The sequence below is a fragment of the Eisenbergiella massiliensis genome, assembly GCF_003435485.1.
Window position 1 is genome coordinate 177,121 of the sequence record NZ_QVLV01000004.1, and the last position, 15,565, is coordinate 192,685.

Annotated in this window: 15 protein-coding genes; 13 read left to right on the forward strand and 2 right to left on the reverse strand. The window is 39.8% G+C overall.

Annotated elements, in window-relative coordinates; translation table 11 throughout:
• The first annotated feature begins 5 nt into the window (after positions 1-5).
• From DXC51_RS07785 to DXC51_RS07845, 13 genes are all read left to right on the forward strand, one after another.
• On the forward strand, positions 6-1,307 hold the full coding sequence (locus DXC51_RS07785) for an O-antigen ligase family protein (RefSeq protein WP_021634714.1): 1,302 nt from the start codon (positions 6-8) through the stop codon (positions 1,305-1,307).
• Positions 1,300-2,733 carry a flippase gene (locus tag DXC51_RS07790; protein WP_021634713.1) on the forward strand — a complete coding sequence of 478 codons (1,434 nt, stop codon included), beginning with the start codon at positions 1,300-1,302 and terminating at the stop codon, positions 2,731-2,733. Before DXC51_RS07785 ends, DXC51_RS07790 begins: the two co-directional genes overlap by 8 nt.
• A gap of 29 nt (positions 2,734-2,762) precedes the next feature.
• The gene (locus DXC51_RS07795; protein WP_278336972.1) at positions 2,763-3,824 is read left to right on the forward strand and encodes an acyltransferase family protein; all 1,062 of its coding nucleotides are present in this window, start codon (positions 2,763-2,765) and stop codon (positions 3,822-3,824) included.
• Between the two features lie 18 nt (positions 3,825-3,842).
• Positions 3,843-4,079, forward strand: a complete 237-nt coding sequence (locus DXC51_RS07800; RefSeq protein WP_021634711.1) for a phosphopantetheine-binding protein — start codon at positions 3,843-3,845, stop codon at positions 4,077-4,079.
• Between the two features lie 3 nt (positions 4,080-4,082).
• Positions 4,083-5,474 carry a class I adenylate-forming enzyme family protein gene (locus DXC51_RS07805; RefSeq protein WP_021634710.1) on the forward strand — a complete coding sequence of 464 codons (1,392 nt, stop codon included), beginning with the start codon at positions 4,083-4,085 and terminating at the stop codon, positions 5,472-5,474.
• Positions 5,475-5,485: 11 nt separating this feature from the next.
• The gene (locus DXC51_RS07810) at positions 5,486-6,436 is read left to right on the forward strand and encodes a glycosyltransferase family 2 protein (RefSeq protein WP_021634709.1); all 951 of its coding nucleotides are present in this window, start codon (positions 5,486-5,488) and stop codon (positions 6,434-6,436) included.
• A 200-nt stretch (positions 6,437-6,636) separates the two neighbouring features.
• Entirely contained in the window at positions 6,637-7,329 is a 693-nt protein-coding gene (locus DXC51_RS07815) for an alpha/beta hydrolase family protein (protein ID WP_181970054.1), read from the forward strand.
• A gap of 38 nt (positions 7,330-7,367) precedes the next feature.
• A complete protein-coding gene (locus DXC51_RS07820) occupies positions 7,368-8,417 on the forward strand; it encodes a glycosyltransferase family 2 protein (protein ID WP_035321096.1) in 1,050 nt (349 codons plus the stop codon).
• A gap of 70 nt (positions 8,418-8,487) precedes the next feature.
• A complete protein-coding gene (locus DXC51_RS07825; RefSeq protein ID WP_021634706.1) occupies positions 8,488-9,456 on the forward strand; it encodes a capsular polysaccharide synthesis protein in 969 nt (322 codons plus the stop codon).
• Positions 9,453-10,517, forward strand: a complete 1,065-nt coding sequence (locus tag DXC51_RS07830; protein ID WP_021634705.1) for a glycosyltransferase family 4 protein — start codon at positions 9,453-9,455, stop codon at positions 10,515-10,517. The genes DXC51_RS07825 and DXC51_RS07830 overlap by 4 nt, the downstream gene beginning before the upstream one ends.
• Positions 10,518-10,720: 203 nt before the next feature.
• Complete coding sequence (locus tag DXC51_RS07835) at positions 10,721-11,497, forward strand: DUF2971 domain-containing protein (RefSeq protein ID WP_181970055.1); 777 nt, start codon at positions 10,721-10,723, stop codon at positions 11,495-11,497.
• A 178-nt stretch (positions 11,498-11,675) separates the two neighbouring features.
• Positions 11,676-13,058, forward strand: coding sequence for an AAA family ATPase (locus DXC51_RS07840; protein WP_102289331.1), 1,383 nt, complete (start codon positions 11,676-11,678; stop codon positions 13,056-13,058).
• Entirely contained in the window at positions 13,046-13,804 is a 759-nt protein-coding gene (locus DXC51_RS07845; protein WP_021634702.1) for an RloB family protein, read from the forward strand. Before DXC51_RS07840 ends, DXC51_RS07845 begins: the two co-directional genes overlap by 13 nt.
• A 28-nt stretch (positions 13,805-13,832) precedes the next feature.
• Here the strand turns inward: DXC51_RS07845 and DXC51_RS07850 are convergent, their stop codons facing one another.
• Positions 13,833-14,849, reverse strand: coding sequence for a sensor histidine kinase (locus tag DXC51_RS07850; protein ID WP_243003156.1), 1,017 nt, complete (start codon positions 14,847-14,849; stop codon positions 13,833-13,835).
• Positions 14,836-15,522, reverse strand: a complete 687-nt coding sequence (locus tag DXC51_RS07855) for a response regulator transcription factor (RefSeq protein WP_117530402.1) — start codon at positions 15,520-15,522, stop codon at positions 14,836-14,838. The genes DXC51_RS07850 and DXC51_RS07855 overlap by 14 nt, the downstream gene beginning before the upstream one ends.
• Between the last annotated feature and the right edge of the window lie 43 nt (positions 15,523-15,565).

Consider the following 15,565-nt stretch of genomic DNA (forward strand, 5'->3'; position numbering starts at 1 on the left):
TAAAAATGGAGAAAAAAGCAGGGTATCATATTTTGGCCATTGTTGTCTGTATACTGGCATGTGTATATAACTACAGCGGAGATGAAATGTTTTCGGTTGGCGGATTTGATTTTTATTTTTATTTGCCGATTGCTGTAATAATAGTCCTGGCAGCTCTTTGCGCGTTTTTAATTGCACCGAATTTTGCCCGTATGGAAATTGTTGTAAAACAACTTGGTATTGTGTTACTGCCAGTCATTTTCCCTTTTGTATGGTCGCTTATGTTATGGATAATCAGAGGGGCCGGCCTGGTGGAAATCAGAAAAGGAATTATGACAACGGCTTATTTAGCATCAGGAATTTGCATGATGGCAGCTTTGGTTTATATTACCGGAGAGAATGCGGTCTGGTGGTATTTGGCATCTTTGATTATTGCAAATTCCATTACAGCAATTATTGTTGTAATGAGTGGGGGACCGGGTAACTTTCTTGGAGAATTTTGGACGCTTTTGGTTACATTTGCCGGTGAAACCGGCGAACTAATGAAGAAAATGGAACTTCATGCCATTACCTATGCATTGGGCTGTTATTTAGTATATTTTGGTATAGAAAATAAAAACATATCCAAAAGATGGCCTTTATTTATGCTCTCAATTCTCTGTTTTTTACTGGGGTTAAAAAGAATTGCCGTTGCGGCTGTATTGGCTGCAATTGTGGTTGGCCTGATCTGGAACGGGCTGAAGCGTTTTCCTCATGTATCCCGTTTTTTACTGAGAGTGGCAGGGATATTATTCCTTGTATCAGCATTGGCATATGTAGGAGCTGTTTTTTATGGTTTGTATGATTATTTGGAGCAAATAGGAATCAATACCAGTGCCAGGGCTGATATCTACAGGATGTACCGGCCATATTATAAGTTCTCGCCATCTTTCCTGGGGAATGGCTTGGGATGGGTAGAAGCACAGATGAATGTCTGGAGTTCACAGACAACAGATTTGGTATACCATACACACAATGATTATCTTAGAGAATACATTGAGCTGGGGATGGCGGGTTTTTTAATTTGGTGTTGTTTGCGTTGTCATGTGCAGATCTCCTCTGCAAAAAAGAGAATGGGGGTGGCAGGAGAAGCTATCGCATTTGGCCTGATTGTTTATATGGCAATTACATACACAACGGATATGACGGCTATGCAGAGTTTTATCAACAATTCTTTTGCGGTGATTCTTCTTTCTTTTCAGCTTCGAAAAAGAGAAACAGAAAGAAACAGCATGATGGAAAGGGAAAACCGAAGATTGAGTGATCCGCCGGGTGAGCATTATGGATAAAGAAAAAAGTCTGAAAAGAAATTATGCATATAATCTGTCCTATCAGTTGCTGGCTATCCTTGTACCGTTGGTTACAACTCCTTATGTGACAAGAGTATTGGGACCGGAAAAACTGGGAGATTATGCCTATACGAGTGCAATGGTCTCCTATTTTGGCATAGTGGCAGCATTAGGGACGGTTACGTATGCACAAAGAGAGGTGGCTTGTTATCAAAAAGCGAGGGAAGAGCGAAGCAGGACTTTTTATGAAATTTTGTTTTTGCGATTATTTATGGTGGGAATTGTTTTTGCTGCTTATTGTGTGTTTTTATTTTTGGCAGGGACTTATAGGGTTTTGTATATAATACAGTTGTGTACAGTATTATCCTGGGCCTTTGATATCAGTTGGTTTTTTCAGGGGATGGAAGATTTTAAGGTTACAGTAATCCGAAACTCTACAGTGAAGCTGATAAGCGTGATTTTAATTTTGACGCTTGTAAAGTCAAGGGATGATTTATGGATATATGCCTTCATTTTATGCTTCTCCGCATTGCTGGGGAATATGACTATGTGGCCCTTTATAAAAAAGTATTTATGCAGAATACGGAGAAAAGAACTTCATCCACTGCGGCATTTAAAGGGATCTCTTGAATTATTTGTTCCTGTGTTGAGTATTCAAATCTATACAGTATTGGATCAGACAATGTTAGGGGCAATGATCAATACAACGCAGGTAGGATATTATGCACAGACACAGAAGATTATAAATCTTGAATCATCGCTCTTATTTTCTCTGACCTCTGTACTCATGCCGAGAATGACTGTCTTATTATCTGAAAATAAAGTGGAACTTGCGAACTCATATTACCGAAAAGTGGTTTCTTTTGGCTTTATGCTTAATTTACCGATGACCGCAGGAACAATTCTGATTTCTAAATATTTGATCCCCGTTTTTTTTGGCAGAGGATACAGAGAATGTATTCCTTTACTGCGTATCCTCAGTTTTATCTTTGTTACACAGGGGATCGGACAGATTGCGGGAACGCTGCTAATTGCCATGAAGCGACAGAAACAATACACGATTGCGGTGACGGCAGGGGCTGTAATCAATTTGATATGCAACGGTTTATTCATCACCCGGTTTGAGGCAAAAGGTGTTGCAGCAGCTTCTGTGTTTTCTGAGATATGTATCGAAATTATGATGCTGCACTATATTCGGCCGACCTTTGAAAAGGGGGCTCTTAAGGAAGCTTTTTTTAACTATCTGCCTCCGACCTTAGGAATGAGTCTGGTACTTTGGGCGGCAGAATGTTTTCTGGAAGTAAATTTGATATCACTTTTCATACTGGGAGTATCAGGCGTAGGGGTATATAGCCTGTTATTGATACTGAGAAAGGATATATTTCTGAAAGAGTTGTTACATAAAGGAGGAAGGGGCTTTCGATGAGGGAGAGGATCAATAAAAATGTAATTGGAATGTGGTCGGCGCTTAAGGGATTGATGGTTTTAGTGGTAATCCTTACTCATTCTATTGCGGAAGGCGCAACTCTTTGCGCTTATGGTGATGTGTATCCCATACCATTTCGGGTGCTCACCAAAGGAAGGGGAATTGTCCTGTTTACTTTTTTTATGATCAATGGTTATCTGATGAGACCTGAAAAAAGTAAAGGGGAAATTAAAAGACATTACTTTAATTATTTGAAAATATATTTTTTTACTCTTTTGACTATGGCTGTGGCATGCATAATACATAACCTTTTTATCGGAGAAAAATGGAATGTACAAGTATGGCAGCTTTTGATCGGAGGGCTCTTCGGCGCAACAAACAAGACTTATCTCAGCGGATATAAAATTCCTTTCCCTTCTGCTTTATGGTTTTTTGTGGTTTTAATGAACGCCAGCCTGCTGCTGGATTTGATTGGAAAGTTGGATAGCAGAAAAGTTCAAAAAGCAATTATATATGGGATACCTTTCTTATTTTTCCTGTGGTATTTTTTCTCTGGTCACCTTGGTAAGAATGTATTTGTCAATATTCCCTTCTATCCCGTACAGACGAGTATTGCAATCGTGTTGTTGTATGTTGGATATGAAATGAAAAAAAGCAATATTTTGTTTGTGAAAATAAACTGGTATTGGAAGGCGGGAATCGCATTATTGGCCTTATTTACCTATTTATTCGGACAATTGGATTCCCTGAATAATGAATACCGGTTGGGGATTTTAGAGTGTATCGGAGGGATTTGCGGTTCTTTTGTATTTATTTATATTTACTTACAATTGGTAAATCCGGAATGGAAGCTGATTGAATGGCTGATGTGGATAGGTAGAAGAAGTCTGTGGATTATTCCTGTTCATTGTGTGGAAGAGGCTTTGTTCCGCTGGGATGAATGCAGCCAATTTATGAGATTAGGGATATATGGATCTACCTCACTGATCTTCTTCATCCGATTGTTTTTTATCATTGTGGTCTGTTGTCTGATGGAGATGTTACAAAAAAAGATAAAAAAGAAAAAATTTAACAAATATGCAAAAATGTAGGACAGAAAGGAGAATCTGATGGAAACAGTACAGGAAAAAGTAATTCACTTAATTCAGAAAATTGGTGTGGAGGAGGAGGTGAAACCGGAAGCTTCCCTGATGGATGATTTAGGACTGGAATCTTTGCAAATCTATACAATGCTTTCTGATTTGGAGATCCTCTTTTCCATTCGAATTCCGGAGAAAGTATTAATGCGGGTAGATACGGTGCAGGATATGGTGAATGAGATTCAGAAGATACTGGGGGTATCCTGAGAAATGGTAGATTATTTGGTGTCAACGTTAAAATTTTATGGGGACAGAGAAATACTTTTGGAGGGGAGCAAAAGGATAATGAGTTCCCAATTTATCGCAGATATTGAGAGAAGCTGCAGCTTTTGGAAGCATTCTTTTGCCGGTGGAGGCCACCATATCGGCATTGTAGCAGAGAATAGCTATCTGTGGCTGGTCCAGTGTATGGGAATTATCGCTTCAGGGAACACGGTTGTGGCTTTTAACTACAATCTTGGAGAAGAAGAACTGATTGATTTTATTGAATTATCAGATACGGAAATAGCCCTGTGTGATGATGGGATGTTACATGAGTATACAACGTGCGGGGAACGTATCCCATTTCTGGAATTGTCGCAGGCATTTTGCGAGATACCTGTTTCCTTTACAAAAAGAAGCGAAGACGATGTGATAATGATGTATTTTTCATCCGGGACCAGCGGAAAAAGCAAGATCGTTCAGTTACGCAATAAAGGAATGATGATATATGGACATTATTATCTTAATGTAAATGAAAGAGGAAGTAAAACCGTTTTAATCGCACTTCCCTTGCATCATGTGGGCGGAATTTTTAACAGTTACGATGAATTGTTATTTGGGAATCGTATTGTCATAAGCAGTGCGAAATATTTGCTCAGAGATCTTCGAAGAATTAAAGTTACAAAAATTGTTTTGGTCCCTTCTATGTTGAGAAATATATTTACCCAAATACAGAAGGGAAATTTATCGAAGGAACAGTTATCCGGTGTAAAGGAAATATATTATCTGGGTGCACCGCTATTTCCGGGAATGTATGATAAGGTCAGGCAGTTGGGCATGCGTTTGCAAGCCAACTATGGCTTGACAGAGGTAACAAGGGGGATATCCGGAGCAGGTCCCTATCGGGAAAATTCCGTGGGCAGGGTGGAACCATATGCAAAAGTAAAGATCGAAGAAGGCGAGATCTTAGCTGGTGGTGAGGGAATGATGCTCGGATATTATAGAAATCCTGTGGAAACAAATAAGGTTTGTCAAAACGGATGGCTTCATACAGGAGATATGGGAAGAATGGATGAGGATGGATATCTATATATAACCGGCAGAAAAAAGAACATTATAATTCTGGCCAACGGAGATAATGTAAGTCCGGAAGAATTGGAAGACAAGCTGTATGGATGTCCATTTATATCGGAATGCAGAGTATATGGGAGTGATGATAAGATTACAGCTGAGATTTATACCTGTCCTGATGAAAGAAAATTTGAGGAGCGGAAGTCTCAGATTGAGAACTATATCAAAAAGCTGAATACGGCTCTTCCGACAATGAAGAGAATTGGGCAGATCTATATAAAAGAATCGGAGCTATCCAAAACAGCTATGGGTAAAATCAAGAGAAATTGAAGGGATGATATATGGTTGAAGTGTCCGTTATTGTACCTATTTATAACAGTGGAAAATATCTCAGAAAATGTTTATTATCTCTGGCTGGTCAAACCTTCAGTAAAATGGAAGTAATACTGATAGATGATGGCTCAACTGATTTAAGCCGTTATATTTGTGAGACATTTTGCAAAGAATTTTCTTCTTTTCATTATTACTGGAAAGAAAACGGCGGATCATCAGATGCGCGAAATATGGGGATCCAAAAGTCACAGGGGAAATATCTGTCTTTTGTAGATAGTGATGATTATGTAGACAAAAAATTTATTGAAAAGCTATGGAAAAAAGCGACAGAAGAAGCGTCTCAGCTTGTTTGCTGTGGCTATTATCTGGACAGAGATAATAAAAAGAAAAAAATGTGTTATCCAAAGTCCGGGAGAATAGGATTTGTGGATTTTTGGAGTCAGGTTTTATCAGGTGAAGAAATTGGTAATTTTATGTGGAACAAACTTTTTGAACGACAATTATTTGATGAAGTACAATTCCCAATTGGAAGAAAGTATGAAGATAAGTTTACTTTATACCAGTTGTCAGATCGGTGTAAAGGAATTTCAATTGTGGCGGAACCTCTGTATTACTATGTTTTCAGGGAGGCCTCAGTCGTAAATAGTTTTGGGAAAGACAGCGCCTGCGATCTGATAGATGCAGGGGAGAGATTATGTGCATATATCAGAAGGAGATACCCTGAATTAAGGGTACAGTGTGAACGTCATATGATGAAAGAACACATTATAACGGTAAATGCTCTTTCTAAAGCCGGGATTTTTAGGAAGGATACGCTGTGGGATGCGTCAAGAGATTATATTCTTAAAAATTGGAAATGGCGCAGAGGATTACAGAGAAAATTTCTGGTAAGTGCGTGGATGATTCGGATAATTCCCTGTTTATATGGTCGAATCCAATATTGGAGGATCAGAAAATGAATCAAATTAGCAGGTGCATAATGACCGTCATACTATTGATGTGTATTCTTTCGGGCTGCGGATCTGAAATATTTAAATCCGGAACAGAAACGGAAAAAATTCTGAAAACACAAACAGAAGAAATAAAGGATCACTATTCATATAAAATGAAAGAGGTATGGTGTACAAACGGAAATAAACGTATTTACGGGGTCCTTTATTTGCCGGAAAGGAAAGGCCGGGTTCCCCTGCTGATTTATTCCCATGGCCTTTCGGATACTCATGCAAAGGGAGAACTTTATGCAACCAGCTTGGCAGCAAGGGGAATTGCGGTATATTGTTTTGATTTTTGCGGAGGCTCGGATGAAAGTAAAAGTGATGGAAAAGTAATTGATATGTCTGTTATGACAGAAGTGTCTGATTTGGAGGCTGTGTTAAACTCAGCGAGAAAATGGAATGCCATAGATAAAAATAAAATTGTTCTGGCAGGTTTTAGTCAGGGTGGGATTGTCACGGCAATTACGGCAGCCAGATGTGAAGAAAATGTTGCGGGCATAATCTTAGAGAGTCCTGCATTTCTGATTCCTAAGGAAGCACATGATTTATTTGAGACTATTGCTGATATTCCGGATGAATATTATTACCATTTCCTCATGGTGGGGAAAAAGTATTTTGAGGATATCTGGGATTATGATGTATATAAGGAAATTGGTAATTATAAGAAGAATGTGCTGCTGATACATGGGGAACAGGATGATTCCGTTGATATTATATATTCCGAATATGCCTCAGAGGTGTATGAGAATGTTGAGTTTTACAGAGTAAAAGGCGCCGGTCACGGTGTTGTAAACCAAATGCCGGAAGAGACAATGGGTTACATATTCGATTATTTACACCAGATTGATATTTTTTGACGTGGGATAACCTGGTATCCGTGATGGGAGGAATATTAATGAAGGAAAAACATCCATTAATCAGTGTAATTATTCCGGTTTTCAATGTTGCGCCATATTTGAACAGATGTATGGAAACGATTGTGTCTCAGACGTATACAAATTTGCAGATCATAATGGTTGATGACGGTTCCACAGATTTCAGCGGCAGTCTTTGTGATCAGTGGAAGAAAGCGGATAACCGGATAAAAGTAATTCACAAAAAAAATGAAGGCCTGGGCATGGCACGCAATTCCGGTATTATAGCGGCGGAGGGGGAATATTTTCTTTTTGTCGATTCGGACGATTATGTGGATAAGGTTATGGCAGAAAAACTTTTGCAGACACTTGTTATACAGCAGGCGGACATTTGCTACAGCGGATTCGTGGATGTATCGATAAATGGGGAAGAAAGGGCAGGAGTCCCTCCTGAGAAATTAATTTACTCAGGAGATGAGATCATGGCTGAATTTATTGGGGAGGCCCTTGGGGCGGTACCTGAAATATCACGTAACTGTTTTGCTGGAATGAGTGCTTGTGCTGCACTTTACCGTGCGTCACTTTTTAGGGAGGAGGAAGTATTTTTTCGGAAGGAAGAGAAGGTGCTTTGCGAGGACCTTTTTTTTAACATTGCAATATGCAGGTATGCAAGGAAAGTTGTTCTGCTGCCTGAATGCTTTTATTATTACTGTGCCAATGAAAGCTCTCTGACTAAGAGATATAAGAAGGACCGTTATGAGGTGGCAAAACATATGAAACGGCTTTTGGATACGGAACTGAAGGATTGCGGAGCTGGGAATATATCATTCAGGCAAAGGATAGACAGGAATTATATGGATAATCTGATTACATGTATGAAACAGGAGGTTGCTTTTAGAAAACAAAATGGAAAGGACTGGTGTATGAGACGGCTTAAGGAGATGGCGGAAGATGAGACAACATTACAGGTTCTGAAGACATATCCTATTAAAAAAATGGAAAAAAAGCAGAGGATTCTGTTTACAATGATCCTGACAAAAAATATGTATGTTGTATACTGGCTATTTCGGCTCAGGTACCGATTGAGTTAGACCTCATAGCAAATGGCTCTAATCCAATCACTCTGTCTGAGGACACGGACCGAAGGGAGAAGAATGTATTATGGGAGCATTCCAAAATATTGGAATAAAGGATTATTTTAAGAGATATGGGGTTTTAAATTCAATAAAACGGGGATTATTTACTGTAAATCCGCTGCACATAGTTACGGATTATGAAAATAAAAAAATACTATATTATAGAAAAGTACGCAGATGGATTGAAAATAAATATTCTTATGCGGCAGCTGTTGAACCAATAGGATTAGAGTTTGGCAATCTTTCACCTGGGAATCCTGTATGGATTTACTGGAATCAGGGAGAAGAAAATGCGCCGTTAATTGTAAAAAGATGTATTGAGTCTATTCGCTGTTATTATAAAGATTCAGTAATTATGTTATCGGATAAGAATCTGTATAAATATATTAAGCTTCCACAGTTTATTGAACAAAAATGGGATAAAGGTATTTTGTCTGCGGCGGCTTATTCTGATGTAATACGTTTTTCTCTACTGGAGCATTATGGAGGGACATGGATAGATGCAACAGTACTGTTAACTGGCCCGTTGCCGGAATATGTGATGAACAGCGATTTGTTTGCTTTCCGTGATTCCTTAGGATTAATATATAATCCGGCGCTATTTCCCATCTGGCTATTACACTGCAGAAAGTCTAATCAAATTATGAGAGAAACCAGAAATATTTTATACGAATACTGGAGAAAAGAAAAGCATGTAATAGAGTACTTGTTTACCTGTATTATTTTTACGATTGTATTGGAAAATAACAGGGATATACTTGAACAGATACCTTGTGTGCATAGTGGATGTACGGGACTTTTGTTAAATGAGCTAGAAAACAACTTTAGTGAAGAAAAATTAAATTATATAACAGCTTTGACAAGCGTACATAAATTAACCTATAAATTGAAGGATACCGTAACTTCTGAGAAGGGTACCTTTTATGAGTATATACTTGGGCAGGACTTCGGAAACAAGAAACCATACATATTAGGAAAGGATTCAGGAATATGAATGTTTTAATGATTGGGGTAGATAAAACCTCTATCGGGGGAATGCTGACTGTTGTGGAAAACTATCTTAATAATGAAGATTTCTGCCGGAAGACAAATTTAAAATATATTGCAACTGTAATAAGAGCAAATAAATTTGTTAAAATATTTACTTTTTTAAAAGTGCTGCCGAAGATTATCTATGTTATAAAGAAAGGGAAAATAGATATTGTCCATGTTCATATGGGAGAACGGGGGAGCGTTTTTAGGGAAGGTTTAGTAGTTTGGATTGCGAAGCGGATGGGAGTAAAAACGGTGATCCATATGCATGGGGCTACCATAGAGGATTGGTATGAGAAAAGAAACCGGATTATTCAGAAGATCATAGCAAAAATTTTCACACTACCGGACAGAATGATAGTTCTTGGAAAGAAATGGTCTGTATTTATGGAGCAGGTCATGGGTGATGCAAATAAAGATAAGATTATTGTTTTGCATAATGCGGTGAATGTGGAAAAGACAAATTGTTATAATGCTGAAGCCCATAATGTTTTGTTTTATGGTATGTTGATACCAAGAAAAGGGATAGAAGATTTATTGCAGGCATTTCAACTTATCCTGGATCAAATTCCGGAGAATGTTAAATTAACCATATACGGAGATGATAAGGAATTTGATATTGCCGGTAAAATAGCTGAATATCATCTTGAGGGAAGAGCTGTATACTGTGGCTGGCTGCCAAAAGAAGAACGGCTCAGGTGCTTTTCAGAGACAATGCTGAATGTACTTCCTTCTTATAATGAAGGCCTCCCTATGACTATTCTGGAGAGCATGGGCTATGGAATACCGAATATATCTACTAATATTGCATCAATACCTGAGGCAGTCATTGATGGTATCAATGGAAATCTAATTCCTCCAGGAGATGTTGACAGACTGGCTTATGTAATGAAAAGGTTAATTCTGGATGTTGATTTAAGAATTTCATATAGTCAAGAAGCTTATTTGAAAGCAAAGGAGGAATTTTCATTACCTTATCATTTTAAGAAACTACTTAATATATATGGAGAGTTAGCTTCCTGATGTCATCAAAATCAACCAAATATTGTAAATAGGAGTAATACCGGCCGAACTTTCTGTGGTGTTATCAGATACAAAATGTTCGGTCCACCAAAAAGTGAATAAGGGGAAGAACACAGGAAATACTTTACAGAGAACCGATAATTATTCTGCATTAGGCAATGTATTTCCCACAAATCCAGGCAGAAAAGAAAGGCACAGGGGATATGGACTATTTATATCAATATACAAGCCTGAGCGCGCTGGCCCAGATAGTAAAAACCTGGTCAATCCGGCTGAATTCCCTGAAATATGTGGACGATCCGAATGAACTGGCAAGTGCTGATTTCAGAAGAGCCGGGAAATATTGTTTTGTAAGCTCATGGACCAGTGAAAAAGAGGAATCCATACCGATGTGGAATATGTACTCAAAAATGGACGGCGTAAGAATCAGGCTCCCTCTAAATCCCTTTGAACAATATACCTGGGAGGATCCCAGGCAGAAGGGCCGCTTTGTAACCAGCTGTATTCCCGAAGAAGATTTATATCAGGAAAACATGTTTCCGGTAATGGAAGAAAAGCTTCTTCATAAAGTCAATTATACGGATGACGAGAGACTGTTATACCCCAGTCTCAGGCGGCAGATGCAGCACGGCGGAGAGGACTGTGCCGGCATTGAGCTTACCCGGTTAGGCAAGAATAAAAACAGCGCATGGGAGTTTCAGAAGGAATGGCGGTATCTGCTGTATTTTATGCCGGTTTCCCTGGAGGAGCTGCTCAAGGATCCCGAACAGGCCAAACGAAAAATGGATGATAATATCAGAAACAGCATCAGCCTGGCCAGAGAGGATTATTTCCTGAAAATCAGAGAAGAGTGCTTCGATGAGCTTGAAATATTGTGCGCGCCCAAGTTCAGCCAGGGAGACAGGATACTTCTGGAATGTCTTGTGAATACGTATTGCCAGGATGCGGTGATTATGGACAGCAGGCTTAGGATTAGATGAGGGATTGGTATTTTTTCTCTAAAAAGTTTTATCATGCAAATGAAAATAGAATTTAGAATAGCTTAAATATAAAAAACAGAGATAAAATCTCTTGATAATACGCATTATAGTGGTATAATTTTAAATATATCTGATATAATGTTATTTAAGTTGAGAAAAAATCGGGAGAGTGATTAGAATGCTAATGCGGTTTTCGGTATCAAATTTTATGTCTTTTGGTTACAGAACAGATGAAAAAGAACAGATTATACCGGAAGAGTTTCACCTGTACGCCGGAAGAACGGAACAGTTCAAGGATAGAGTTATTAATTTCGACGGAAGAAAAATATTAAAATTCTCTTCTCTTTATGGTGCAAATGCATCAGGTAAAACAAATTTGATTCGTGCGATTGACTGCGGTAGAAAAATTATACTTTCCACGATAGAGGGCATAGATTTTAATGATAAGTATTGCAGAAGTAAAAAAACAAATAAAGATTTACCTACATTGTTTGAATACGAATTTACTATAAAAGAAAAATGTTTTGCCTATGGTTTTACAGTAAATCTCAATAAACATTGTATAATATCTGAATGGCTGTATGAGTTAAAAGGGGAAAGAGAGCATACAATTTTTGAAAGACTGGTCGAACAAGAGCAGTATTATTTTGACGAGGAATTATTTGAAAATTCAGATAATATTCAGCAGTTCCATTACTTTATGAAGGATGCAAACCGTATTAACACTTCCTTGTTTTTGTATGAGATTAACAGAAGAAAACTGGATGAGAAAGATTATGGAATTTTTACGGAGATATATAATTGGTTCCGTTATAAATTAACGGTAATTTATCCGGAAACTAAGATTGGTTCCAGTTATTTTTGGTTTGGAAGTGACAATACCAGGTTAGTAAAGGTTCTTGATTATTTAGATACTGGAATTACCGGATATGAAATGAAAAATTTGAATGAAAATGCATTTAAAGAATATTTTTCCGATGATTCTCTGGCTGAAAAACTTTTAAAGGGGCCGGAAAGAGAAAACAAGCATAAAATGAAACGTATTGTCAATTTTGGTGAAACTTTGTTTGAATTGGATTATGGGGCAAACGGGCCGGATAAAATTGCAAAATTGATGTTCCAGCATGGAGAGGACGAAGCCAGCTATGAATATGGAGAAGAATCAGATGGCACACAAAGACTGATAGAACTGTTAGATGTTATTTTAAATGACGATGATGAACGTGTATTTATTATCGACGAGTTGGATCGCAGTCTTCATCCGCAAATGACAATAAAATTTGTCGAAACGTTTCTTAAATTCTCCGAACACAGGAACACACAGCTGATTATTACTACCCATGAATCCAATCTTATGGATTTGAAAATTTTAAGAAGGGATGAGATATGGCTTGCAGAACGTGATAGTGATAATACGACCTCACTTTATACATTAGATAAGTTTAAAATCCGTTATGACAAGGTAGTCTCCAGAGATTATTTGTCAGGCAGATATGGAGCTGTTCCTATATTTAAGGACTTTGATTATGTGTGGGGGAGGGATGGGGATTGGAAAGACTGAATTTAAGAAAACCAAAACCATACGATTACAGTTCAGAGGCCGGAACAGTAAAACCAAGAGTTCACTTTTACTGTGTATCAGAGGGCGCAACGGAAGAGTCATATTTTGAGGGAATACGCAACAATAGAGTAACATTACGTATAAAAAATGATGTTTTTATTGAAATTGTCCCCAAGGAAAATGGGCAGGAAACTTATAGTCATCCGTTGCAGCTTGTAAATGCCTGTTTACATTCAATGGGGCGTATAGATAATGAGGGACAAGAGTTACCAAAGGACAAGTGGAAAACTTATTGCGCCTGGGAAGATTTCGATCCGGAAATAGATGTTGTTTGTGTAATATTTGATAGGGATTATAAAGGTTTGACCGCATGTCTGGATGAGATATTCAAACTATGTCTGCTACATAAGATTCGTATTGTTATTTCTAATCCCAATTTTGAATTATGGCTCTTGATGCATTTTCCGGGATTGGAGAACTATGATAAAAATAAGCTTTTGGAGAACCGTAAAAATCTGAGAAAACAATTGTTCCCGGATGCTTCCGAAAAGAAACGATATCTGGAAATTCTGGTGGGCCAGCATTCAGAGGGTTATAGTAAAGGAAGTAAACTGAAATTTGAACGTTTCAAGCAAAATGTAGATCTGGCAGTTGAACAAGCGGCTCTTTTTTGCGAAGAGCCGGAGGCGATTAGAGAGGAATTGGGAACCTCCGTTGGAAAACTTATACGTGATATGCGAACTTGAACGATTTATCAGATAGGTTGCATTAGCATCAGACTACAGGGAAAATTATTTTCATCACAAAGCCCTCTCCCCACCTGGAGTCCGCTTCCAGCGTCAGTTTAAGATCCCCGGCAATTTCCTTTGCCAAATACAGTCCCATGCCGGTAGCCCTCTTCCTGCCTTCCCCGGAATCCCCGGTAAAGCCTTTTTCAAAAATATAGGGAAGATCACTGCTGCGCACGCCCATGCCATTATCACGGATGATCAGCGAGCAGTGAGATTCTTTGCGGATAAAGAAAAGGGATAGCTCGGACCGGATATCGTCACGGCAGTATTTTACGCTGTTGCTGATAACCTGGCTGAGCAGGAAATGCAGGCCTCTCCGATCTGAAAAAACAGCGGCGTCACAAATATCCGTGCTTACCAGGAAACCTTTTCCCTCCAGCAGGGGACGGTAATCCTCCAGCACATCCTCCACACATTCGAAAAGTGAAAGGGTTTCCAGCAGATAGTCCTTCCGAGCGCTTTTCAGGCGGGCATAAAAAAGCATCTGGTTCACGGATTCCTGCATCCGGTTCCGGATATAGTCCAACTTCCTCCGTTCGTGCTCCGGCATGTCGTCCCGCCGGTTATCGATCAGCATGGTGAGCAGGGAAACCGGCGTCTTGATTTCATGCGCCCAGGCTTCCACATAATCTTCATAGTCGGATATCCGGCCCTGCAGCAGCTGATATTCCTCCTGCTTTTGGCGGAGCGCGGCGCCAAGGATACGTATCATGTCTTTTTCAGCCGCGCCGGAGAGGCGGAGCAGCTGTTCCTCCTGATATTCCTCAGGCGTGTTCAGAAATGCCAGAAATGCCTTCTGACGTCTGTTTTCACGCAAAATTACCACGGACAGGACTGCTGAAAACAGCAGTAGGGTGCCAAGCACCAGGAATGCGGCAAACGCCTTCAGGGCCTGTATGTCGGCAAGCCACAGCAGCAGGACGAAGACGCCGTCCGTGCCAAGAAGCAGCAGAAGCCAGGGCAGGTATTGCCTGCAGATTTTCCAGTTATGTTTCATCATTATTTTCCTCAGGGATCAGCTGATAGCCCACACCGCGCACGGGGATGATTTTCCGGCGCATTTCCAGCTCCTGCATGGTCCTTTTCAATCTGGTCAGATTGACCTGGAGCGCATTTTCGTCGATATACTCCGTGGTTCCCCACAGGGCGGTAAGCAGCTCCTCTTTTTTTACGGGATTGGCGCCGTGGAGGAGAAAGGCTTCCAGAAGCTTTCCCTGATTCCCCGGCAGCACCACAGATTTATTATGGATATAAAGCGTATAGGTCTGGCGGTCCAGCAGGAAATCCGGGCCTTCCAGCATATGGGCGCGCCCTTCATAGCGTTTTAGCACATTGGCGGCCCTTGCCAACAGGCGTTCCTTCCGGCAGGGCTTTGTGAGATATTCATCCGCGCCCAGCTCCAGGGCATGAAGCTCATCCCGCATCTGATCACGGGAGGTCAGCACTAGTACGGGGATGGCGCTTTTCTGCTTTATTTCCCGGCAGATCTGAAAGCCGCTGGCCTGGGGGAGATTGATATCCAGAAGGATCAGATTGGGAGACAGCCGGAGCAGCTGGCCGGCGGTATCCTCAAAGATGGTGATTTCATGCACCTCATAATCCGCGCTTCGCAGCATTTCCGCAAGCTCTTCCCTCATATAGACTTCATCCTCCACAATTGCAATCCGTTTCAAGCATCTTTCTCCCTTCTTTTTATTTCCGCGGGCAACGAGCCAA